This window comes from Alteromonas macleodii ATCC 27126 (assembly GCF_000172635.2).
GTDB lineage: Bacteria > Pseudomonadota > Gammaproteobacteria > Enterobacterales > Alteromonadaceae > Alteromonas > Alteromonas macleodii.
Genome location: NC_018632.1, coordinates 173,022 through 197,150, shown reverse-complemented (window position 1 = coordinate 197,150; position 24,129 = coordinate 173,022). Strand labels below are relative to the sequence as shown.

The window sequence follows — 24,129 nt, the reverse complement described above, 5'->3', positions numbered from 1 at the left end:
CTCTAATGCGCAACATCAAATAGGGTTAAACGTTTACCCTGATAATGATATAGCAAGCTTCTACGTTTATCAATTGCGTAACAAAGAAAATTAATTGTTAAATTGATAACAAATAATTTTCTTTTGTCACTACATAACGATTTCTATGCGCTGAACTTGTATCGCATACTTGCTTTGAAGGTTTCCCCGGCTTTTACGAAACAGTTTGGAAACTCGGGCTTATTGGGTGCATCCGGGAAATGCTGTGGTTCTAAGCACAAGGCACCAAGCTGATCGTCGGTTTTCAACCCGCCAGTATAAAACTGCAAACCCGGCAAGTTAGTAAATAACGACATAGCAATACCAGTATCAAGTGCCTTTACGGTTGCTTGTGGGGTATGCTCAGGCGTATCACGGAGTACATAGTTGTGGTCGTAGCCTCCCACCCTATCAAATAATGGATGGGAATTAGATTGCTCTGCCCTTTCTTTTATTGCTGTAGGTTTCGTGAAATCAAAGGGAGTATTGGCAACTTCGACCAGTTTTCCAGTTGGCAGCAAGGTGCTATCTGCGTCCGTGACTTTGTCAGCATCTATATGTAGCAATGTATTACCCACTTGCGGGTCGTTGCTCAACGTGAAGTAAGCATGCTGCGTGAAACTAAGCGGGGTTTCTTTGTCTGTGTTTGCGGTGATCACAAGAGATAACTCATTGTTTTGATCAAGGGAATAGCATGCCTCTACATTAACAGTACCGGGAAAGCCACCTTCCCCATCGGGACTAGTTAAGGTAAATGTTACAGCCACACTGTCTGTCGTCTCTTGGACGCTTGCCGCCCAAACCTTCTTATGAAACCCAGCTAGGCCGCCGTGTAGATTATGTTCACCGCCATTTTTATCTAAGGTGTACTCTGTTCCATTTAACGCAAACGAGCCATGTCCAATTCGGTTTGCGTAGCGTCCTACGATCGCACCGCGATAGCTCGGGTCATCTATATAGTCTTGTAGAGTCTCGAAAGTTTGGACACAACTTACCGATTCACCTTCTGCATTCGGGAAGTGAATTTCTTTAACAATTCCACCGTAGTTAAGCAAGGTAACTGACATGCCGTTGTCGTTAGTTAACGTAAAGGCGTTTATGACTTCGCCTTCTACTTCACCAAATGCAGATACATTTATTTTCATAACAAAATTTTTACCTTAAGACGTGCTTAGTAAACTGACGCTTTCCAACCTACCACACATTTTTTATACATTAATGAATAATGCAATCTTTCAGAATGTCTAGGAGGTTATACGTTTTCCATTCTTTTTTACAGCGGTTTGATTAACAATCATAGAAGGTAAAACCACTTAGGTAATCTAACGCTCTTTATCTCTCTAATGCATCTCAGCCCCGTAAAAGACACCACAAGCTAAGCGTTAGAATTTTATCTTTTTTTGTAAATATAATGTACGCTATGGCAATCAGGTCAATCGACACTCCACGCAATAAAACGAAGTTTGAAAGAAAATGGCAACAATAAAAGATATCGCCCAAGCCGCTGGCGTTTCATTAGCGACCGTATCAAGAGTTATTAATAATGGTCCTAAAGTGGGCAATGATACTCGCAAGCGTGTCAAAAAAATCATGGAAGAAATGGGTTATCGTCCCAACGCTAATGCGCGGGCACTTGTAACCAAACGTAGCGCATCTTTAGGCGTTGTCATTGCTGAGCTCCACGACCCATTTTTCGCTATGTTAGCCCACGGTGTGGAGTCCATTACCCGCAAAAATAACGTTCAAATTTTATTAAGTGCCGGCTCTATTGAAAAAGAGACTGAACTTCGCGCTATTGAAACACTGCTAGAGCATCGAGTAGAAGCCATGGTAGTGCACAGCAAAGCACTTGATGACGAGACCTTGATCGGTTTTGCAAACCAAGTTCCAGGCTTTGTATTAATTAACCGCTATATACCAGAGATAGCAAATCGTTGTGTATGGCTTGATAACGTAACCGGTGGTCGCCTTATGGCGGAATATGCCATCAACCAAGGCCATGAACATGTCGCGGTGATAAGCAGTCAGTATCGCATAGACGATCCTAATCATCGCCTCGAAGGGATTAGAAACGCAGTTAACAATGCGAATTTAAGCTTGCCTGAAAGCATGATTGAGTATGCTACGCCCGATCAGGAAGGTGGTGAACTGGCAATGCAAAACTTGCTTGCTACTGGTGCAAAATTCACTGCTGTTTTGGCTTATAACGATGCTATGGCATCTGGTGCTATGACCATGCTGCAGGACCATGGTATTTCAGTTCCAGAACAAGTTTCTGTGATGGGGTACGATGATGTGCTGTTAGCAAAGTACTGTCGTCCTAAATTAACGACTCTGCGTTATCCAGTAGAAATGATGGCAGCAAAAGCGGCGGAACTTGCATTGAAGTATGCATCGGGAAGCAAACCAGAAGATGGGCTTACCTTTAAATATACTCCTACAGTAGTAAAACGAGATTCAATGGTTAGGGTTTAGCTGTTCGTTTTCCTTTCAGAAATTAATAGACCAAAAAAATACCCGCCTATGGCGGGTATTTTATTTAATCACTTACAAGCCAGTTTGATGGATGATTAATCGTAATTCGATGTATAGTTGAGCAACTGTGTTCTAAAAATTTCATGACACGAAACTATTGACAAAAATACCCGCTTGATCGTTTTGCCTCGAACTTTTATCCCCAAAGAGCAAAATTGCCTGATCCTGCACAGCTTTACGATCAAAAAAGATTAAGATCGAGCACAGTTGCTCTACAGCGCTTGATTTAACTGACATTTCGTGATCCGACCAGAAAGTGATGAAAAGATCGTGATCTGTTGTTCTATATGGCTATTAACAGACTTACCAACAAGGTTTTCCACTACTTATCCACAACGAGTAAGGTTTCTGTTACTGAGTGAATCTTGCTAAAAACTGCTTGTACTCTTGTATGGCATAGTCACTTTTTAGCGTTGCGTTGTGCGTCGCACCAGGAATGACCGAAATATACTTTTCGCTACTTGATGCATCTTCTAATAGCTGCTGACTAATCGGGTAAGGCGTTATTTTGTCTTCCTCACCCACCACCAGCCATAGCGGTCCCTCATAGTGACGCAAGATTGGGGCTATTTGCATACTATGAACTTCATCGTGAAGCTTCATGTTTGTGAATGAATTAGAGAAGCCTGGCACCATGTTGGCAATTAAATCAGAGATATTATTGAAAGCGCCGTCTAATACTAAAGCGTCTATCTTTCTATTTGCAGCAACATAGCTTGCGAAATAGCTGCCTATACCTCGGCCGTGAACGATAGTGGGAATTGAGGCGTCAAACGCACTTGCTACATAGTCAAACTGGGTTAACGCATCTTGTTTAATAGCGTTAATACTTAAGTCCTTCGCTTTATCACTGGCTCCTACTCCCTGATAATCGAGCCACAATATATTAGCGGGCAACTTACCCAGTCTATGAATAACGCTGTTGTTTTCGCTTACAGGCATACGATTGTCTGCAAAGAAAACAATGTTAACAATAGGGTCAGGGTAAGAAACAGCAACGCCTCTCAAAGTTAACCCAGCGTCATTTTTAACTTCAACACGGGTTATGCCCGCTGAGGTTTTGTCTTTTTGAATTGCCGCGTGTAGCTTCGTAGTATCAAGGGGCTTTTGCTGAGTGTCTTGATAAAAGAAGGCCGAAGGGGACACGTTAATTGCGCACCCAATAAGTGACACACTTGCAACTACACTAATTACCGCGTTTTTTAAGCTCATCATTAAAGAACTGTCCGTGTTGAATGGTTATGGCGAAATTTTTATTCAGGTTACATAGGTGTAATGGTTGTGTCGCTGATCAAAAACTCGCTCAGCAAAATCAACAGTCCCACACCTATGCTAAACAAGCTGTAACAGTTTGCAACAGTTGTTCTGTTTCTTAGCGATACAAACTTTCTTATACTAAAGACAATATTACTTGCATAATTTATCTGCATAAAACAAAAATAATTTAATGAAAAGTAGAACATTTTCCATGTCTTACGCTACATCACCAGCTCGACTTATTGTTGCCTGCTGTGCCCTACCCTTGCTTATTGCCTGCGAGTCTACGCCACCCGAGCTTGACTCATCATTAATTCCTGCGTCGCAGAGAAAAGACTATCAACTAACCATGTCTAAAGCGAAAGCTTGTCCAATTAACTTGGCAGAACTAATCGACATACGGTCGAGTAAAGACTTGCTCGTTGGAAGCAGTAATGTAACAGAAGACACGCTCTATTCACTGTTACAGCAAAGCTTAGAAGCGATGAATGTCAGCCCAGATATTGAAGCAGCCAACAGCGTGAAAGTAGTACTAAACCGCGCGTTTATAAAAAGCTTAGGCAGTAATATGGTTGCCACCGTGGTGCTCAATGTTAAGTACAAACCTGACTATGCCGATGAGTATTCACCCGCCACTACCTTCAGAGGGCAAAGCATGAATGTGAACGCCAGTGTCAGTGAAAAAGAGAGCAATCAGATTGCTATCGATGCAATGAAAACCGCCATTGATGATGCCACCAAACGTATAAAGTCTTCACTGTTACACAACTGCGGAAATGCGCTAAGCGAACTAGAGGCGGTATAAGCCCAAGAAACTATAAAGTGAACGCGATTGAGTGAGCGTAAGCCCTAAGCTCGAACTTTCAATCAGGGTAAGATTCAGTAGATAAGCCGCGTATTGTCGACCATAAAGCACGCCATGCCACCGTCAATCGCCGCTTTTCGTCCCATGTCGGTATCTTCAAACACCACACAATGCTGTGGTGCTACACCCATTAATTCTGCCGCACGCACAAAGGTTTCAGGGTGAGGTTTACCTTGAGTGACGTCATCGGCTGTAACCAGCGCAGATAATTGGGCTAGCAGGCCGTGTTCATTTAACACCATTTGCGCGTGCTGCCTATCTGAACCTGTCCCCACTGCAATGGGCATGCTTCCCTTATAATGGTTAAACACGTCCAGGGTATCTTGGATAAGCCTTGGCACATGGTCTAGCCCTTCAAACGCCTGTTTTTTATATAGAGCAACCTCTGCTGGATCGTGGCTTTTTCCATACTTTGCATTCATAAGATGTAAGGTTTCAAAGGTAGGAACACCACCTAAACTGTATTGGTAGTCTCGGTCGAAGGGATAACCAAACGCATCGCACGTAAGCTGCCACGCATCAATATGCGCCCCCATTGAATCGACCAAGGTGCCATCCATATCAAAAATAATGGCTTTGTAGCTGCTTAGGTCAATCATGGTCTTCGCTTCCTTTTCAAAAATAGTGTGATGCTAACCTTTCATGGTTGCAATGAGATAAGCAACTATGCAGACAACACGTCTCGCGCTTTTACCGCATCAAAATCACGATCAACTTTCAGGTATACCGCGTTATTTTGACTGTTTAATGTCACTTCCAATACACCAGGCACTAACAGCAGCTCGGCTTCAATGCTGGAAACATTTGAACTATCAAAATCTCCATTCATCATCACACGCTTAACCCGGCTCACTTCTTTAACACCAAGAATAATAAAAAGCCAAAGCAGAGTGCTAGCGGCACCAATGCCATAAGCTAACTCTTGCGACCAAATATCGGTGACGAAACCAGAAATTACACCGCCCAAAAACGCACCGAAAAATTGAAAACTGGCGTAGAGGCCCATAGCCGTTCCTTTTTGGCCCGCTGGTGCAATACTCGACACCAATGCAGGAAAATTCGCTTCTAAATAGTTAAAGCCAGTAAAGAAAAGCACTACGGCTGCGGTAACCCACCACCAGCTATGGTCTTCTAGGCTCAGCGCCAAAAACGCGCCGCCCATTAATACAACGCCAGTTACAAGGAGCGATTTAGGCGTACGGCCTCTTGCTGCTCCCATCATTATAATTAGACCTACAATTGACGCGCCTAAAACGGGTAAGTAAACCGTCCAATGGCTATCTAACGTCATATCAAAGTTCAGTAGCGTTACGGGCAGTTGAACAAACAACAGCGTTATCATCATGTGTAGAATCATCACGCTGATATTTAAACGCCATAACTGAGAAGAAAAGACCAAACGCTTTAGCTGGTCTTTTTGCGGGAGTGTATCACCGCTACTAAGCTGCACGCCGTTTGGCACTACCCATTTGACTAGCGGCATGCAAAGAATAGCCAGAATACCAGTAATACCAAACACGCCGGCAAGCCCGTAGCTGTTCGCAATAAGTGGCCCTAAAATAACGGCTAAATAGAATGAAAAGCCAATGGCAATACCTATAATAGCTAACACTTTGGCTCGCTGACTTTCCCGGCTGACATCGGTAGCAAGGGCCATTATCGCACCTGCAATAGCTCCAGCGCCTTGAAGAATACGCCCAACAATCATTATAACCATGCTGTCGGCGTTTGCTGCTACAAAGCTTCCTAAAGCAAATACAGCAAGCCCCAGCAAAATAACGGGTTTACGCCCCCATTTGTCAGACATCATGCCCATAGGAATTTGCAGCGCAGCCTGGGTTAGGCCATATCCACCCACTGCAAGCCCTACCAATAGCGGGGAGTAATCTGGGTAGTCCATTGCGGCTACAGCCAACACGGGCATAACCATGAACAACCCCATCATGCGTAATACGTAAACGGAGGCGAGTGCAAGCGCGGCGCGTAATTCCAAAGCGTTCAAAGCGTCTGTTTCCCTCAATAAATAAAATCAAAAAAACATAAAAGCGCGCAGAGAACACCTGTTTCTGCTGCATCAAGAATAAGGTCGCGAAGTGTAGCATAATACCAGTCCGCATAGATAATTGCCCACGTACCTTAAATTCGATTAATACAATTGGCATTTTCTTCCACTCGCGAGGTTGATTTAGCCCATTTGCCTTAATAAGAGTTTAAAAATGGGGATAAAATCACCACTTTGCAATGTCGTTAAGCGAGAACTAATCGTAAGCTTGAGCGTTAAGGTGATCTGCTTACTCCACTCACAGTATAACTTGAATGTCATATCACTTTACTTGACACCTATGGCATACTGATTCTTTTTCTCTCATTTAGGCTTCAATGGATAAAATCGAAATTCGCGGTGCTCGCACCCACAACTTGAAAAACATCGATTTAACACTGCCACGAGACAAACTGGTGGTGATAACCGGCCTTTCTGGCTCGGGTAAATCGTCTCTTGCATTCGACACGCTTTATGCAGAAGGCCAGCGTCGTTACGTTGAGTCTTTGTCTGCCTATGCTCGTCAGTTTCTATCTATGATGGAAAAACCAGATGTTGATCATATTGAGGGTTTATCACCAGCAATATCCATTGAACAGAAATCAACATCGCATAACCCCCGTTCAACGGTGGGTACCATCACTGAAATATACGACTATCTGCGTTTGATGTTCGCGCGAGTGGGTACGCCACGCTGCCCTGACCACGATGTGCCGCTAGATGCGCAAACGGTCAGTCAAATGGTAGACAAAGTGTTAGCCATGCCCGAGGGCAGTAAGTTAATGCTGCTAGCGCCTATTGTTAAAGAGCGTAAAGGCGAACACGTTAAGACACTGCAGAACCTGTCAGCTCAAGGTTTCATACGTGCCCGTATTGACGGTGAAGTGTGTGACCTATCTGATCCGCCGCCTCTAGATTTACACAAAAAGCACACCATCGAAGTTGTGGTTGACCGCTTTAAAGTGCGTGACGACATGGCACTGCGTTTAGCTGAATCATTTGAGACGGCGCTGAGCCTAGCTGGCGGTAACGCGGTGGTGGCTGATATGGATGATAAAGACGCAGAAGAAATTGTATTTTCTGCTAACTTCGCCTGTCCACACTGTGGTTACAGCATTAGTGAACTTGAACCTCGTCTGTTTTCATTTAATAACCCAGCGGGTGCATGTCCAACTTGTGACGGGCTAGGTACAAGACAGTTTTTTGACCCAGCACGCGTGGTCGGCAATACCGAATTAAGTTTGTCTGGCGGCGCTATTCGCGGATGGGACAAGCGCAGCTATTACTACTTCCAAATGCTACAGGCAGTAGCAGACCATTATAAATTTAGCCTTACCGCACCATTTGAAGAGCTTGATAAAAAGCACCAAGACATTGTGCTTTACGGGTCTAAAGGCAAGTCGTTGTCGTTTAAGTACATAAACGAGCGTGGCGACGTAATGGAGCGCAAGCATCCATTTGAGGGCATTATCCCTAATATGGAGCGTCGCTATCGCGAGACCGAATCAAACTCGGTGCGTGAAGAGCTAGCAAAATATTTAAGCCAGCAGCACTGCAGTAGCTGTAACGGCACCCGTCTGCGCGTTGAGGCGCGTAATGTATTTATACAAGACACCAACCTGCCTGCCATTGCTGACATGTCAATTGCCGACGCGTATGGCTTTTTCGAGACACTCAACCTTGAAGGCCAGCGCGCTCAGATAGCTGAAAAGATTTTGAAAGAAATCATGGACCGCTTGCGCTTCTTGGTAAACGTAGGTCTTAACTATCTTTCTATGTCGCGCAGCGCCGATACCCTATCGGGCGGTGAAGCTCAGCGCATTCGACTGGCAAGTCAAATTGGCGCAGGCTTAGTGGGCGTTATGTACGTGCTGGATGAGCCCTCTATCGGACTTCACCAACGGGATAATGAGCGCTTACTTGGTACGCTTACGCATTTGCGTGACCTGGGTAACACTGTTCTAGTTGTAGAGCACGACGAGGATGCCATTCGCGAAGCCGATTACATTGTAGATATTGGCCCAGGTGCAGGTGTGCATGGCGGTGAGATTATTGCCGAAGGCTTACTGGAAGACATTAAAAACAGTGAACACTCACTTACTGGAAAGTACTTATCTGGCAGAGAGAAAATAGATATCCCTGCAACACGTACACCGGTGAAAGACGACAAGTGGCTAGAGCTTTTAGGCGCAACCGGTAACAACTTGAAGTCTGTTGATTTACGTATACCTACCGGTGTAATGACCTGTGTAACCGGTGTATCGGGCTCGGGCAAATCAACGCTGATTAATGACACTTTCTACAAAATAGCGCAGCGCGAGCTAAACAAGGCGACTACTTCTGAACCGGCGCCGCATAAGTCGATGACAGGATTAGACCAGCTAGATAAAGTGGTCGATATTGACCAAAGCCCTATCGGCAGAACCCCGCGTTCTAACCCCGCGACTTACGCTGGCATTTTCACACCTATTCGTGAAATGTTCGCCGGCACACAAGAGTCGCGTTCACGGGGTTACAAGCCTGGTCGCTTTAGTTTTAACGTGAAAGGCGGTCGCTGTGAGGCGTGTCAGGGCGACGGTGTAATTAAAGTGGAAATGCACTTTTTACCAGACGTGTATGTGCCTTGTGACGTGTGTCAGGGCAAACGCTACAACCGTGAAACCCTAGAGATAAAGTACAAAGATAAGAATATTCACGAAGTACTAGAAATGACGGTGGAGGATGCCCGTCAGTTCTTCGATGCTATACCTGCTATTTCACGTAAATTGCAGACCCTCATGGACGTGGGCTTGTCTTATATTCGACTAGGTCAAGCAGCCACTACGTTATCGGGTGGTGAAGCACAGCGCGTGAAATTAGCAAAAGAGTTGTCAAAAAGAGACACTGGGCAGACGCTTTATATTTTGGATGAGCCAACCACCGGATTGCACTTCCACGATATTAAACAGTTATTAGCCGTTCTTCACAGACTACGCGATCACGGTAATACCGTTGTGGTTATTGAGCATAACCTAGATGTGATTAAAACCGCAGACTGGATTGTCGACCTTGGACCGGAAGGCGGATCCGGAGGTGGCCAGATTATTGCAGAAGGAACACCTGAGCATGTGGCCCAACAAGAAGTTTCACATACAGGTAGATTCCTTAAACCCATGCTCACACAAGCTTGAGCCAGTAACGAGGTAAATACGTTGGCGTAAAGCGCACTTATTTTCTATTTTGTTGCTGTGTAATTTACACAGCAGCGTGTAAGAAGTGCGCATTCACGGCTATTTACACACTTTTTACGCTGGTCAGAGCTTGTTTTGGCAAATCATACGTTACGATGATTTATGTGAATTTTGCAGTAAGAATTGCTGGAGCGAAAACCAATGACTCAAACGCCACCATTAGCCTTAGTAAAGACTTGGTACCACTTACTTTCATCATCTGAAGATAACGATGTGAAAGCGCGTGCACAAGAAATGCTGTTAAAAGCCTTCGAGTCGCCTGAGGCCATAGCGATTTACTTAAAAGAGCACAATATCCTTAAGCACTGATCAAAAAAGCCTTAGCGTAGTAAAGGCTACTACGCTAAGGCTTAGTGTTTTTCATACCGGAAAAAGAATAGAAAAGGTTAAGCGTGCTTAGCCGCCTGAATTGCTAACCCTTCGCACACCGAGTTGAACGCATCATTTTCTAAGCGTGGTAAACCAGTAAGCAGGTTTTCATACAGCGCATCCACGACGATTGGCGATAAACTCATACCACCTGTGATCATCACTACTTCTGGCTTTTCACTGCTGTTTTCTAAGCATTCCACCACTAGTGCTTTTACTTTATCAAGCCAAGGTTTTAACGCCTTTTTGAGCGAGTCTTGCGAAATCTCTACGTCAAAATCATCTTCGATATAGTGCAGCGGCAAGGTGATATTCTGTTTGCTCGACAGAAGCTCTTTGGCTAGTCGGGCCGAGTTCACCACGCGGGCAGACAACTTGTTCTCTTGAACAATAAGCAAGCGTTCTAGCTGGGCAGGCTCTTTTATTACTGACATGGTTTGCGAAATATCTAACCCGTAATCGTCAGAGAAAAAGCGGGTAAGAGCAGGAATGTTATCAACCGCACACATGTCAGAGAAGTACGTAGGAGGAACAGGAAGCCCGTTAATCATCTTAAGGCCCATTCCCATTTCAGGAGCAATAGCCTTAAGCACCAGGCTTTTATCGCAATCCATGCCGCCTAAACGTCTGCCTGTTACCGACAGAACGTCGCCTTTACGATCGAGCTGGTTTGAGCGCTCAGGAGAAAGCTTAATACAGCAGATATCCGTGGTGCCTCCACCAATATCTACAATTAACGTGGTGGTATCTCTTGGTAGGGTTTGCTCAATTTTGTACGCCGCTGCGATAGGTTCATCTAGGAAATTAACCCCTGAGAACCCAGCTTTCGTCGCCGCTTCAGTCATAATTTGAATGGCTTGGGCATTCCCCTCTTCACCGCGGGTGCCGTGAAATTTAACAGGACGGCCAATAACCGTATTATTAACAACCTTGCCTAGCTGCTGCTCTGCGCACTGTTTAAAGTACGCCAGTTGCTTAGCAATAATACCAATGAACGCTTGTTTTTGGTCGCCGTCTAGCGATGCGCCTAGGAAGTTTTTAGGTGAGTAGATAAGTCGGCCTTTATCAGGCATTTTAAGAAAGCGTCTAAACCCTTCTTCACCAAACGCAAACTTACCGTGCTCTACCAAGCGCAGCAAAGGAATTTCGTCTAGCGACATGGCATGCATCAACTGTGCAATAGCTTTGCGCTGTAGCGCAGGCTTATTATGCAAATCGCCGCGCAGCGAGTCGATACGGTCGCTGTACATCGCCTGTTCTTTTGGATCTTTTGCCGAATAATAGCCGTCCTTCGCCTTGTCTATTTGCTCACTGATAACGCGCTGTAATTGTGCCACTTTTGCTTCAACCATGGCATCGGGAGGCGGCGGCAGTTCATCTTCAAAATAGATGAACACCGAAGAACGGATTTTATTGCCCTTCTTATCTAGCGGGTCAAGTTTGATGTGCTGATGGGCCGTTCCATCAAAATACACAACCTCAGAATTTGATGTACCGTAGTCAATCCCAATCGCAGTCATAGTATGTTCGCTCAAAAAGTTAGAAGCGGATTGTAAGTAAATACGAAAGTGCTTTCTAGCTTTGTATGTAATTGAGCTATATTGCTTTTAACAGAGCTATTGCAGCATTTAATTCTGAGTCACTGGCTGTATGCCCGTCCCAAGATACCGCCTGGGGCACAAAGTCCTCTCGATATGAGCCGTTCACATGGTAAAGACGTTCAAAACCCAGCTCTAAAGTTATGGTCGAATCAGGTAGTGGAAATTGATTTATCCCGCCAAGCAAATCAGCCATGGGTGTGCCGATTACCGCCTTTGCACCAATGGCATCAAAGCCAATAGCCATACCTTCTCCCATACTGCCGGTCCAATGGCCAACGAGTACCACTACTGGCTTACTGTAATAAGGTAATGAAGGGGTAACATGGGCCATGTGTAGCTCTGCTTCTTGGTAGGGTTTACCCGCATTTTGAATTTTGTAACCTTGATATGCGGTATTGGCATTTACAAAGTGGCCCAAAATAGGCTCAGCCACGCCAGTGTTTCCCCCGCTCGGCGTATTACGCAGGTCAATCACTAACCCTTGTGTTGATTCAAGTGACTCAAGGGCTTCTTTGAACGCACGAACGGTTTCAGAATTACCTAGATTATTATTAAAGCGGATGTACCCTATTCCCTCTTTCTGCTTAACTACCAGAGGAGCTTTTGTTCGAAGTAGATTAATAGCATCGTAACTAGCTGCTAATTGCACGCGTTTGGCATCATCAAAATCAGACGCCACTTCAATGTGTCTTTCTTGATTGCGACGCCCACCTAAAGCCACATTAACCGCCCACGTTTTATGTGCGTCAGTAAGCGGAAGCAATGTGTTTCCAAAAACGCGTTGTATTGCGGCTTCTGTAGACTCGCCGTCAATACCTACAATCATGTCACCTAAGGCTAACTGGCTTTTGGCAGCAGCACTGCCCGCTTTAATACGTGTTATAACAAAGTCATCGCCTTGCTTTTCCACCCAAATATCAGACCCCGTTGGCGTGACGCTGTAGTCCTCTTCGTTGAGCGGTGATACGTTAAAATGCGGGTCGATAAAAAACTGCTTCACCACCTGCAATACGTCGACAAACTCCTCTTGCGTTGTCGCGTTTATTGCAAGGGGTTGGTAGTACGCTTTTAAAGCTTCCCAGTCGGTAGGTGCCGTATCTAAGTAGGCGTAGTTATCTTCAACAGTTTGAACAAAGGCTTGCCAGCTTTCTTTCGTATTGAAACCCTGGCTTTGTGCGCAGCTGCTTAGTGGAAGAAGTAGCGACAACAATAAAATAATTCGATAAATCATAATGTTCCCTATTATGAATTGGAGTGATAAGGAAATTGTTCATTTAAGCGCGTAAGAAGCGATTGTTTTTTTAGCGCCTGCTCCATGCTTTTAAGAGAGGCTTCAAGATTGACCTCTATTTCTTCCCAAAGGGCATCATATACGTCTTCAAATTCCTGCATTATCGTCACTATCTGCGCCGCCTCGGCCTTTGCTTTAGGCGCAATATCGTACACGCGCTTTCGCGAGTCTCGTTCATCGGGCACAGAAACAAAAAAGCCGTCTGCAACACTTTGCTTCAACCGACTTTCAATAAGTTGACGTGAAAGACCAATGTGACTTGCTAGCTCAGTTGACGAAAGAGGCCCTTGAGTATGAATCGCCAGTACCAGAGAAATACGATTTGCAGGCAGACTAATATTAAGCGCTTCAAATACCTCTTGGCCTTGAGTTGCAATAAGCTCGCTAGCACGCAACAGTATCGCGCCAAACTGAGGACTTCTGATCATAAATAGGCACCTTGTGATTTTTCTTCAAACTCACTTATGCAAATATTTGCGCAAAATTTTGCACAAATCAACTTATTTTTGAATGTGTATGTTTTGGTTAGGTGTTAAAAATGTTTTCCAACCGGATCAATTACTGTTTGATAAATGACTGAAATAGCTGCGGCATAATGCTAGAGTGAAAGCTAAATAAACAACGAACCCTACTAAAAAATATGAGCCATTCAGTACCATTAGTTACGTCATTCGACGTACGTTTTTGTGAAACAGATGCCTTACAGCATGTAAGTAACACAGCATTAGTCGCTTGGTTTGAAGCAGCCAGAGAGCCTATTTTCAGAATGTTTACCCCTGAACTAGACTTACAAAATTGGCCGCTAATTTTAGCCAGCTACAAAGTCGATTTTTTAGCTCAAATTTTTTATGGCAAACCTGTGACGGTTAAAACCTACGTTAGCCGGCTAGGCAACAGTGCGTTCGACGTGTTTCAAGAGTTATGGCAAGACGATAAGCTGTGCTCAACAGGCATCACCACCATGGTACATTTTGACTATAAAACACAGCGCTCTGCGCCTATCCCAGATAAAGTGAAATCAGAACTACAGTCTCACTTTAAAGAAGTACCAACTCAGTAATAAAGCGCAGTACGAGGTATCCATGAGCGATTTAATTGAAGTTATTGATGATGTGTTACCACCAGAGCTGTGCAAACAACTCATGGAACGCTTTGAAAGCAGCCCTAATTTGTCTCAAGGCCGCACCGGTGGTGGCGTCGACTTAGATAAAAAGCGCAGCATGGATGTATCGATAAGCCGCAACCCGGAATTTAGAGACTTATTTCAGCAAGTGATGCAGCACACTGGGCAGCAGCTGGTCTCCTACATTGAAAAGTACTATTTTGCACTTGTTGGGCCTATAGGCTTGACCGTACGCCATCCCAAAACTGGTGAACCGGTAAAAGTAACAGGTGAAAATTTTGATGAAGTGGGTAAACCCAATTTGGCTAATTTGGTGAATTACCTGTTTCGGGTTGGCGATGTAAATGCACAGCGCTACACCGCGGGCAATGGTGGCTACCCGTACTGGCATTCAGAAGTCTATCCACAGCTTCAACATAACGATGCGCTGCACCGCGTGTTGCTGTTTATGTACTACTTAAATGATGTGGAAGAAGGCGGCGAGACGGAATTTTATTATCAAAGCCGCGCGGTTAAGCCCAAAGCAGGCAGAATGGTGATTGCGCCAGCCTATTTTACTCACACGCATCGCGGCCAAATTCCAAAAAGTAACGACAAGTACATTTTAACGTCTTGGCTTCTGTTTAACCGCGCTGAACAGATTTATACGCAGGGCTAGCTTAACGATAACTTCGTGATGATGTGCTCTAGCTCGCTGTACTCATTTTTGTCGATAGGTAAGAAGGGTGCAGGTAAGCTAGGCGTTTCACAATAGCCCAACATTTCTGCCGCGGCTGCAACCACACGCAAGCCGCCGCCATTGCGCGCAAACATGCTCCATATTCCGCTTAACGCTTGTGACTGAGCCTGTGCATCAACAGCATTACCAGACTGAGCGGCGTCGATTATGCGCATTACGGTTCGCGGGAATATCCCCCCTATAACAGAGAGCCAAAGGTCACAACCTTCACTCATTCCTGCTGCGCCAAAACTATCACCACTCACGCCTATAGCAATGTGTGCAGGCATTATCTCTCGTAATGATGCTAATCGACGAGCGCCTTCGCTACTGCTTACTTCAGAGGGTGGGATATCCTTGCTCGAACTATTATCCATTGAGCTCTTGGCAAATGGAGTGCCGGGTATTTTAATCGCTCCGATATTCGGTAGTTTTCCTATGCGGCAATACAAGTCATCGCTGAAAGTAAAATTAGTCACGCGAGGATTTTCGTAAACGCAGATAGGCACAGATACCTCGTGACTCACTGCCTCATAGAGGCCGTACACTTCTTCTTCGTTAAGCACTTGATAGGAAACGGGTGCTAACAGCACAGCATTAACACCTGCTTGCTGCACAGCTTCAACGTTTTTTAGCACGTCATAGGTACGCAGCGCCCCAACGCCTGCCATAACAGGAATGCCATTTGCGTGGTCAACGGCGAGCTTTGCTACGTCGTACTTTTCCTCTCGCGTTAGATAAGGATACAGCCCAGTAGAGCCTATCGCGCAAATTGAATCTACATTCGCCGAAGCCAAATTATCAACAAGCCCTTTAAACGCTTTGTAATCAATAGCTTCTTGTTTAAAGGGGGTAATGGGAAACGCTGATAAACCTGTAAACACCTGATATCCTTTTTAAACGTTTTATGCTTAAAACCCTTCTACGGCTTCGCCTTTCAAGCGGTAACCTACAGACGCAATATCGCCTTTCCAACCGTCAGTCGACAGTTCGCCGGTTACCCAAATTGCATCGTAAATATTATCTATGCGCACACCTTCTTCAAATTTTACGTAAACAATTTGATTAGACGGCGGCGGTGGTACGTGAATACAGGCTCCGAAATATGGAACAAGTAAGAACTCAGTGGTTAGCTCTGCCGTACCTTCTAGCGGCACAACAAAACCCGGGATTTTCACCCGTTTGCCATCAAAGGTATCGACAACGGGTGCGTCAGGCTGAAGCTGACTCATCTCGCCATTATGTTGAACTGAAGGTGGCGCGAGCTCATTAAAGCCCTCAGGCACTAGGTCTTCCCAGTATACTTCAGTAGGAGTTTCATCTGCCAAAGAGTTGAAAGTTACAACCATCATTATTACAGCAAACAATGAAGTCATGGATAATTTATGGTGAATCATACTGCTCTCTATCGTTGAGTATTTTGTTCGCTTTTTTGTATCGGCTTTTGCTTGTCGTTTTCAATCTTTACTTTTTAGCCACATACAAAAAGGGCTGGTATTACACCAGCCCTTTGTATCATCAATTTAAAGCAGCGTGAATTATTCTGCTTCGAAACGCGCGATGCTTGCGGTAATTTCTTCTTTTGCAGCGGCAGCGTCTGCCCAACCGTCAATCTTCACCCATTTGCCTTCTTCAAGATCTTTATAGTGCTCGAAGAAGTGCTCAATTTGCTTAAGAAGAAGCGGAGGTACGTCTGCAATTTCTTTAACGTCACGATAGATAGTAGAAAGCTTGTCTACTGGTACCGCTAGTACTTTTGCGTCTTTACCAGACTCGTCAGTCATGTTTAGTACGCCAACTGGACGACACTTAATGACAGAACCTGCAAGTAGTGGGAACGGAGTCATTACTAGAACGTCAACTGGATCGCCATCTTCAGACAACGTGTTGTTCACGTAACCGTAGTTAGTTGGGTAGTGCATGCAAGTTGCCATGAAACGGTCAACAAATAGTGCACCTGTGTCTTTGTCTACTTCGTACTTCACCGGGTCAGCGTGTGCTGGAATTTCGATGATCACATTTACTTCGTCTGGTACGTTTTTACCAGCAGAAATAGCACTTAAGCTCATTCTTTGGTCCTTTCAATGATGTATAAGAAATTTTGGGTTAAGTATACGGTGACAGCAGCAAAATAAAAACGCTTTACGACCCATGTCGTACTAATCTCTTTATTTTTCGTCAAATTTTGCTGCTTTTTCGCTATTTCGCGTTGTCGTTGTAGCTCAAGCACATCTCAACTTCTTCTTTAGAGCCGATAATGCACGGTACACGTTGATGAATTTCTTCAGGCATAACTTCCAGAATTCGGCCAGTGCCAGTTTCTGCTTTTCCACCTGCTTGCTCCATTAAGAATGCCATCGGGTTGGCTTCGTAAAGTAAGCGTAACTTACCTGGCTTAGACGGGTCCCTGTTATCGAATGGATACATAAAGATGCCACCGCGACAAAGCAAACGATGGATATCACCCACCATTGCCGCTACCCAGCGCATATTAAAGTTTTTGCCTCTAGGGCCATCTTTACCTGCTAGAAGGTCGGCAATGTATGCCTGCATTGCAGGTTCCCAATGACGCTGGTTCGACGCATTAATCGAAAACTCTGAGGTTTGCTCAGGTACTTGAATATTAGGGTGAGTAAGCAGGAAACCACCGTGGGTTTTATCAAGCGTATAAATGTGCGTGCCGCGACCCGTCGTCAACGCCAGCATAGTAGACGGGCCATACAGCACATAGCCTGCTGCTACCATCTGCGTTCCAGGCTGTAAGAAAGCAGACGGATCATCTGGTTTCATCCACTGTGGCGCATGGGTAATAGAGAAAATAGTACCAATTAGGCTATTAATTTCAGTGTTTGACGACCCATCTAGCGGATCGAAGCTTACTAAGTAATTACCGTCTGGATTACACGGCACAACGTCATCTTCTTCTTCAGACGAAATGGCTTTTACGTAGCCAGATTCCCTTAGCGTGTCTTTTAAAATGTGGTTAGAGATAACGTCGAGCTTTTTCTGTGTTTCGCCCTGTACGTTTTCTGAAAGGGTTGAACCGAGCACGCCAGCAAGTGCGCCTTGACTCACGCGGAAAGAAATTTCTTTACAGCCCGCTAGCAGTGTACGAATGAGTAAAATTAACTCAAGCGGTGCACCGTCTTGTTGCAATTGGGAATTTAAACGTTTCATTGAATGTAAGCCTTTTTTTCGTGTGTAGGGTGTTGTGCTACCAGTCGCTCAGCTTTCCTTACCGGCGTTTGTCTGAAGCACACACAGGTTTTAAACCTGTGGTTAGATTGTAACCGTGTTCTTGGGTAAGTGGAACACGCCCGTAAAATGTCATACACACACCATACCAGTTTGCACATCATAGATTCATAGGTGTTTAGCGTATTACAACGGCTTAAGGCATTTATTGAATGATTAAAATTGAATTATCTATAGGCCACGGGGTTCTGATACAGTACCCCAATAACATGATAATTCATTGAGAATGCGCTATGCATGTACATATTTTAGGCATTTGTGGAAGTTTTATGGGCGGCATCGCCGCTATTGCTAAATCACTCGGCCACAAAGTAACAGGGTCTGATAAAAACGTTTATCCGCCCATGAGCACCCAACTTGAAGCATTAGGCATTGAGTTGACCGAAGGTTATTGCGAAAGCCAATTTGATCCAGCGCCAGATATGGTAGTAATTGGTAACGCGATGTCGCGCGGTAACCCCGCCGTTGAATACGTGTTAAACCGAAACCTGCCTTACACTAGCGGCCCACAATGGCTGCTTGATAACTTACTAAAAGATCGTTGGGTCATTGGGTTATCAGGTACCCACGGTAAAACGACTACTAGCAGTATGGTCGCGTGGATTTTAGAACACGCTGGTCTTAATCCCGGTTATTTGATTGGCGGCGTACCAGAGAATTTTGGCGTATCGGCTCGCGTGGGTGAAAGCCCCTTTTTTGTCATTGAAGCTGACGAATACGACAGCGCATTTTTCGATAAGCGTTCTAAGTTCGTACACTATCGTCCAAAAACCTTGGTAATTAACAACCTTGAGTTTGACCATGCAGATATTTTTGCTGACCTTGGGGCTATTCAAACCCAGTTCCACCATTTGGTTCGCATGGTGCCAGAAAACGGGCTTATTCTTACACCTAACAATACGCCCGCAATTGAGGATATGCTCAAGAAAGGTTGCTGGTCTTCTCGCCAATCGTTGGGCAAAGAGTGGCATGCGGAACTGTTAAAGAAAGACGGCAGTGAATTCAATGTATTACATAACGGCGTTATAGCTGGAACGGTAACCTGGGCTTTGGTTGGTCAACACAATGTGGACAATGCTTTAATGGCCATAGCTGCTGCCCACCATGCAGGTGTTACCTTACCTGATGCCATAGACGCCTTATCATTTTTTAAGAATGTTAAGCGTCGCATGGAAGTAAAGGGTGAAGTAAACAACATCACCCTTTATGACGACTTTGCACACCACCCTACTGCAATTGCGACTACACTTGATGGACTGCGCAAGAAAGTGGGTAATGCCCGTATTCTGGCTGTGCTAGAGCCGCGCTCTAATACGATGAAAATGGGCGTGCACAAAGATACGCTGGCAAACTCATGGCAGAAAGCCGATGAGGTTTACCTTTATGAACCTGAAGGCATGGACTGGTCGTTAGTCGATTCGGTAGCGCACAGCAACGCGCCTACGCACTGCTTCAGAGATGTAGAGAAGATCGTTCAAGGCGTTTGCAACGTAGCACAACCGGGCGATCATATTCTTGTAATGAGTAACGGCGGTTTTGAAGGCATTCATGGCCGAATACTCGACGCTCTGAAAATGAAGTCCAAATTGTAAATAGACAGAATAAAACGAAGTGTTACCCGATAGACAAGCGCATTATGCTTGTCATCTACAGAGGCTATACAATGAAACATGACAAGCAAGTCACGCTTGCTATCACAGGCGCATCGGGCGCGCCTTATGCGCTTACACTATTGAAATCGCTAGTTAACGCCGATTACCAAGTGTATGTACTTATCTCTTCAGCAGCAAAAGTAGTATTTGCCACTGAAGAGAATGTGAAAATCCCCGGGCGTCCCGAAGACGCAGCCGCGTTTTTTGCCGAGCATTGCAATGCAAAGCCAGACCAAATCAAGGTTTTTGGCAAAGAAGAGTGGTTTTCACCAGTAGCTTCAGGCTCAGCGGCCCCCGCAAAAATGGTGGTTTGCCCGTGTTCAACAGGCACCCTGTCTGCCATTAGCATTGGCGCTAGCGACAACCTTATTGAGCGCGCAGCTGATGTCGTTCTAAAAGAGCGTGGACAACTTATTTTGGTGCCCCGTGAAATGCCACTTTCTTCTATTCATCTAGAAAATATGCTCAAGCTTTCGCAAATGGGTGCTACTATTATGCCTGCAGCGCCTGGCTTTTATCACAATCCTAAAACTATCGATGACTTGGTAGATTTTGTGGTGGCGCGCATACTAGACCACCTAGGTATTGAGCAGTCTCTTGTCGCAAGATGGGGCTACCAGTCTTCCAAACATTCTGAGGATTAACCATGTTCGCGTTTGCAAACAGGATTTGCGCAGTTGCGCTGAGCACGCTATTTACATTGTGTATTTCATCACCCGCTTTCGGATGGGGGCAAACCGGTCACCGAGTGACTGGCGCTATTGCCGAGCAATATCTTAGCCCTCTTTCACAAGCTGCACTAATGGAGTTATTACCACACGGTTCGTTGGCTGAAGCCTCAACTCACGCTGACGAAATGCGTTCTGACCCCAGCGAATTTTGGCAGAAAACCGCTAGCCCTTGGCACTATGTATCTGTACCTGAAGGAAAGACCTACGAAGAAGTTGGCGCACCAAAGCAAGGTGATGCGGTTACCGCGTTAAAGCAGTTTACTGAAACGTTAAAAAGCGACACCGCCACCATTGAAGAAAAGCGTCTGGCCCTTCAGTTCATTGTGCATATTATTGGCGACCTTCATCAGCCGCTTCATGCCGGAAACGGAACTGATCGTGGCGGTAACGATGTAAAAGTGCGCTTCTTCTGGCAAGACTCTAACTTACATCGCGTGTGGGACTCGCAAATGCTAGATCAGCGCGACCTGTCTTATTCGGAGTGGACGTCTTGGTTAACAAAAGCTATTACGGCTAAGGATATTCGCAGTTGGGCCACTACCGACCCTATGGTGTGGATTGAAGAAAGCACCGCTATTCGCGATACCATTTATCCTGATGACGCAAACAATATGAGCTATGACTATTTATACAACCACCTGCCTACTGCAAAAAAGCGTTTGCAGATGGCCGGAATTCGAATTGCCATGTATTTGAACAGCGTGTTTGACGAAGCAGAGCACTAGTCAAAAGATAAGCTCGATTAGCATCTCGCAGTTAATCGAGCTGATACACTTCCAACCTTAGCGCTTCAAGAGCCTCTGTCGTACTACCTACATCTGCTGATTTCATAAAGTCTCTCAACAGTGTCATGGCAGGTTCTGCGAATTCGTGAGGCACGACCCTATCGAAATATGGACTTGTGCTTTCTGCCGTATTTAACTGCTTAGCGCCCATATCATTAAAGTAATTCGGAAAATGCTCACTTCCCGCCAAAGGAGAAAATCCCCCTGCGTGAAGATTAAATCGCGACTGGGCCTTGTGTGTCGCCATGAACGACAAAAATTGTCGCGCTGCTTTTTGCTTCGAAGAACTAGCCCGAACAAAAAACACATCCAAAGGAGCTAGTTCAATGGTTTCTTGACCAGGACTGAGCTCTGGGAAAGAAAATATCCTAATTTTTGACTCTGCACTTTCAGGAATACGAGAGCTTAGAAAATGTCCAATTAACGTAACGCCTGCCAAGCCTCGGTACAGATAAGGCATGGGATCATACCAGTCCATGTTCTCTCCCGTATCCATGAAATAGCCCTTATCAATGAGTACTTTCCACAGAAGAAAAACCTGCACGACTCGCTCATCTTTATATGAGACACGGCCTGATAACAGTTCGTGGTGAAAGGACTCTCCATAAAGCCGTAAACTAATGAATTCAAACCAGCTTGTTAATACCCACGGCGCATCATACCCAATGGCTATGGGCGTAATACCTTTCTCTTTTAAAGCCTGACAGAGGTGAAGAAATTCGTCCCACGTACTTGGCTCTGCGAGTCCCATAGAATCAAAAAGCTCAGCATTATAAAAAAATGACCACGGATAATGGGATACCGGAATAGCGTAGAAGCGGCCATTAAGGCTAACTTGAGAGGACACCGACACTCTAAACGCATCTGTTAGTCGCTGTGCTTGCCAAACGTCACTTATGTCGCTCACCCATCCACTGCGAACAAGGTCGAGCAGCCGCTCGTCGCCATACCAATAAAGTACGTCTGGCCCTTCACCCGTTTTAAGCCATTTGAGAACTTGCTGCTTATACTTATCGGTATGTACGCCCACCGCATTGAGCGTAATATCAGGCGCTATTTTGGCAAATTCTTGCTCAATGTCAGAGATTAAGTAACGTTCGTTAACGTTATCATTCAGCCATCCGACAGTAAGCGTCTCTGCCTTTGAGGGCAACGCCAACATAGCCAAAAAAACGGTAAGACAAAAAGGATATAACCCATAAATTGCTCGCACCAAAAGCCCCTGCTTAAACTGAGTTTGCAGAACTTATCGGTTAATAAACGCCAGGTGCGCCCCTAAAATTACGCGCTATTTATGGCACTCAGTCCAGATCGAGAGGTTCAGGAGAGAGAATAACGCCCGTGCTATCAGCATACAAATGATCTTCTGGTAAAAACGTAACGCCACCAAAGTTAACGGGCACGTCTACCTCACCAATACTTTCACACTCAGCATTTACTGGAATGGCGGCTACCGCCAAAACACCGATATCTAATTCGGCAAGGCTATCAACTTCTCGCACGCTGCCGTATATCACAACCCCTTCCCAATCGTTATCGATTGCAACTTGAGCAGAGGATGCATCGAACAGTGCACGACGGCTAGAACCACCGCCATCAATAAGCAGTACTTTTCCAGCACCGGGCTGAGCAAGTACTCGGTCGATAAGGCCTCTGTCTTCAAAGCATTTAATTGTGGTAATTTCACCACCGAAAGAATACCGGCCACCAAAGCTCGCGAAAATTGGATCTACCACGTCTACGCTATCAGCAAACAAATCGCATAATTCAGATGTGTTGTATTCCATCGTTCTGCCTTACTAAAATTGAGAAGACTAAAATTAAGTGAAAACAAAGCGCTGCTTACGCTTCTAAAACTAGCATAGCATTAAATGTGGCAATGCAAACGTTTGATTTAACGCCTTTCGTCGAATTTTCTACTTTTTTCAAAACTCATCAAAACTTGCTCTCCCCTCCCCCAAATGAGCACATATTTTGCTTAGCTTTTTATCTTTTACAGCCATTCCCAATATCTGTTCGCCAGGACAAAAGAAAAAGTAAAAGCGAAGCTCGCTGTCAAAAAAGTTTCTTTTTTTCGTCACCCACTGGTCACAGATGAACTTTAGCCTGTGCAGTAATTAACCGATAGGGGACAAGGCGATGTTGATTAAATCCTTGACCAAATACGATACTGACTTGTTTTATCGCCTGTACAAACTGACGCAAAAAAGAGACTGCAGAAGTATTATCTGGCTGTCGAAAACCGGCGATGGTTACCTGTACCTTGTTATCGGTGCGCTGCTTTGGGCATTTGAGCCTGAACACGGTGAGCTTTTCCTCTACACAGCGCTGATGGCTTATGCGCTGGAATTACCCATTTATGTGCTGCTTAAGAAAATGTTCAAGCGCCCTCGCCCTTGCGATTTTCTAATGAATTTAACAGCACATGTCACGCCTTCGGATAAATTCTCTCTTCCTTCAGGCCACACGGCAGCAGCCACATTGATGGCGAGCATAGTGGCTCATTATTATCCGTCGTTTGCGGTATTGGCTTACAGCTGGGCCGCGTTAATTGGTCTTTCACGTGTGTTACTGGGTGTTCATTACCCGTCAGACGTGATCGCAGGGACGCTTCTAGGCGTTACAATAGCAACGTTGAGCATTTCTATTCTGGGGTAG

Annotated in this window: 23 protein-coding genes; 10 read left to right on the top strand and 13 right to left on the bottom strand. The window is 45.1% G+C overall.

Annotated features, from left to right (window positions below; all coding sequences use genetic code 11):
• Positions 1-143: 143 nt before the first annotated feature.
• Positions 144-1,163, bottom strand: a complete 1,020-nt coding sequence (locus tag MASE_RS00885; RefSeq protein ID WP_014947877.1) for an aldose epimerase family protein — start codon at positions 1,161-1,163, stop codon at positions 144-146.
• A 328-nt stretch (positions 1,164-1,491) separates the two neighbouring features.
• Between MASE_RS00885 and MASE_RS00880 the strand changes: the two genes are divergently transcribed.
• Positions 1,492-2,493 (top strand): LacI family DNA-binding transcriptional regulator, encoded by a 1,002-nt coding sequence (locus MASE_RS00880; RefSeq protein WP_014947876.1) that lies wholly within the window; start codon positions 1,492-1,494, stop codon positions 2,491-2,493.
• A gap of 411 nt (positions 2,494-2,904) precedes the next feature.
• On the opposite strand, the gene MASE_RS00875 is transcribed toward MASE_RS00880, so the two are convergent.
• The gene (locus tag MASE_RS00875) at positions 2,905-3,768 is read right to left on the bottom strand and encodes an alpha/beta hydrolase family protein (protein ID WP_014947874.1); all 864 of its coding nucleotides are present in this window, start codon (positions 3,766-3,768) and stop codon (positions 2,905-2,907) included.
• Positions 3,769-4,000: 232 nt separating this feature from the next.
• On the opposite strand from MASE_RS00875, the gene MASE_RS00870 reads away from it, so the two are divergent.
• Complete coding sequence (locus tag MASE_RS00870; RefSeq protein ID WP_232306440.1) at positions 4,001-4,615, top strand: hypothetical protein; 615 nt, start codon at positions 4,001-4,003, stop codon at positions 4,613-4,615.
• Between the two features lie 74 nt (positions 4,616-4,689).
• Here the strand turns inward: MASE_RS00870 and MASE_RS00865 are convergent, their stop codons facing one another.
• Complete coding sequence (locus MASE_RS00865; RefSeq protein WP_014947872.1) at positions 4,690-5,274, bottom strand: HAD family hydrolase; 585 nt, start codon at positions 5,272-5,274, stop codon at positions 4,690-4,692.
• A gap of 65 nt (positions 5,275-5,339) precedes the next feature.
• Positions 5,340-6,677, bottom strand: coding sequence for an MFS transporter (locus tag MASE_RS00860; protein WP_014947871.1), 1,338 nt, complete (start codon positions 6,675-6,677; stop codon positions 5,340-5,342).
• A 377-nt stretch (positions 6,678-7,054) separates the two neighbouring features.
• Between MASE_RS00860 and uvrA the strand changes: the two genes are divergently transcribed.
• Positions 7,055-9,886 (top strand): excinuclease ABC subunit UvrA, encoded by a 2,832-nt coding sequence (uvrA, locus tag MASE_RS00855; protein WP_014947870.1) that lies wholly within the window; start codon positions 7,055-7,057, stop codon positions 9,884-9,886.
• Between the two features lie 201 nt (positions 9,887-10,087).
• Entirely contained in the window at positions 10,088-10,255 is a 168-nt protein-coding gene (locus tag MASE_RS20015; protein WP_014947869.1) for a hypothetical protein, read from the top strand.
• Between the two features lie 77 nt (positions 10,256-10,332).
• Here MASE_RS20015 and MASE_RS00845 read toward each other — a convergent pair whose 3' ends face one another.
• The 3 genes from MASE_RS00845 to MASE_RS00835 form a co-directional block, all read right to left on the bottom strand.
• Positions 10,333-11,835 (bottom strand): Hsp70 family protein, encoded by a 1,503-nt coding sequence (locus tag MASE_RS00845; protein WP_014947868.1) that lies wholly within the window; start codon positions 11,833-11,835, stop codon positions 10,333-10,335.
• Between the two features lie 76 nt (positions 11,836-11,911).
• Positions 11,912-13,147 carry a S41 family peptidase gene (locus MASE_RS00840; protein WP_014947867.1) on the bottom strand — a complete coding sequence of 412 codons (1,236 nt, stop codon included), beginning with the start codon at positions 13,145-13,147 and terminating at the stop codon, positions 11,912-11,914.
• 11 nt (positions 13,148-13,158) lie between these two features.
• Positions 13,159-13,635 (bottom strand): MarR family winged helix-turn-helix transcriptional regulator, encoded by a 477-nt coding sequence (locus MASE_RS00835; protein WP_014947866.1) that lies wholly within the window; start codon positions 13,633-13,635, stop codon positions 13,159-13,161.
• Positions 13,636-13,847: 212 nt separating this feature from the next.
• Between MASE_RS00835 and MASE_RS00830 the strand changes: the two genes are divergently transcribed.
• Positions 13,848-14,267, top strand: a complete 420-nt coding sequence (locus MASE_RS00830; RefSeq protein ID WP_014947865.1) for an acyl-CoA thioesterase — start codon at positions 13,848-13,850, stop codon at positions 14,265-14,267.
• 22 nt (positions 14,268-14,289) lie between these two features.
• Positions 14,290-14,988 (top strand): 2OG-Fe(II) oxygenase, encoded by a 699-nt coding sequence (locus MASE_RS00825; RefSeq protein ID WP_014947864.1) that lies wholly within the window; start codon positions 14,290-14,292, stop codon positions 14,986-14,988.
• Here the strand turns inward: MASE_RS00825 and MASE_RS00820 are convergent.
• The 4 genes from MASE_RS00820 to MASE_RS00805 form a co-directional block, all read right to left on the bottom strand.
• On the bottom strand, positions 14,985-15,932 hold the full coding sequence (locus MASE_RS00820) for a dihydrodipicolinate synthase family protein (protein WP_014947863.1): 948 nt from the start codon (positions 15,930-15,932) through the stop codon (positions 14,985-14,987). The genes MASE_RS00825 and MASE_RS00820 overlap by 4 nt on opposite strands.
• 27 nt (positions 15,933-15,959) lie before the next feature.
• The gene (locus tag MASE_RS00815) at positions 15,960-16,445 is read right to left on the bottom strand and encodes a DUF3299 domain-containing protein (RefSeq protein ID WP_014947862.1); all 486 of its coding nucleotides are present in this window, start codon (positions 16,443-16,445) and stop codon (positions 15,960-15,962) included.
• A 141-nt stretch (positions 16,446-16,586) separates the two neighbouring features.
• Positions 16,587-17,117, bottom strand: coding sequence for an inorganic diphosphatase (gene ppa / locus MASE_RS00810; protein ID WP_014947861.1), 531 nt, complete (start codon positions 17,115-17,117; stop codon positions 16,587-16,589).
• Positions 17,118-17,247: 130 nt separating this feature from the next.
• Complete coding sequence (locus MASE_RS00805) at positions 17,248-18,225, bottom strand: class 1 fructose-bisphosphatase (protein ID WP_014947860.1); 978 nt, start codon at positions 18,223-18,225, stop codon at positions 17,248-17,250.
• A gap of 311 nt (positions 18,226-18,536) precedes the next feature.
• Here MASE_RS00805 and mpl point away from each other — a divergent pair, with 311 nt between their 5' ends.
• From mpl to MASE_RS00790, 3 genes are all read left to right on the top strand, one after another.
• Entirely contained in the window at positions 18,537-19,895 is a 1,359-nt protein-coding gene (gene mpl, locus MASE_RS00800; protein ID WP_014947859.1) for a UDP-N-acetylmuramate:L-alanyl-gamma-D-glutamyl-meso-diaminopimelate ligase, read from the top strand.
• 71 nt (positions 19,896-19,966) lie between these two features.
• Complete coding sequence (locus MASE_RS00795) at positions 19,967-20,599, top strand: flavin prenyltransferase UbiX (protein WP_014947858.1); 633 nt, start codon at positions 19,967-19,969, stop codon at positions 20,597-20,599.
• Between the two features lie 2 nt (positions 20,600-20,601).
• Positions 20,602-21,411 carry a S1/P1 nuclease gene (locus tag MASE_RS00790; RefSeq protein WP_014947857.1) on the top strand — a complete coding sequence of 270 codons (810 nt, stop codon included), beginning with the start codon at positions 20,602-20,604 and terminating at the stop codon, positions 21,409-21,411.
• 31 nt (positions 21,412-21,442) lie between these two features.
• Here MASE_RS00790 and MASE_RS00785 read toward each other — a convergent pair whose 3' ends face one another.
• Entirely contained in the window at positions 21,443-22,684 is a 1,242-nt protein-coding gene (locus MASE_RS00785; protein WP_014947856.1) for an ABC transporter substrate-binding protein, read from the bottom strand.
• Positions 22,685-22,772: 88 nt separating this feature from the next.
• Positions 22,773-23,258 (bottom strand): ribonuclease E activity regulator RraA, encoded by a 486-nt coding sequence (gene rraA / locus MASE_RS00780; RefSeq protein WP_014947855.1) that lies wholly within the window; start codon positions 23,256-23,258, stop codon positions 22,773-22,775.
• Positions 23,259-23,610: 352 nt separating this feature from the next.
• Here rraA and MASE_RS00775 point away from each other — a divergent pair, with 352 nt between their 5' ends.
• Positions 23,611-24,129, top strand: coding sequence for a phosphatase PAP2 family protein (locus MASE_RS00775; RefSeq protein WP_014947854.1), 519 nt, complete (start codon positions 23,611-23,613; stop codon positions 24,127-24,129).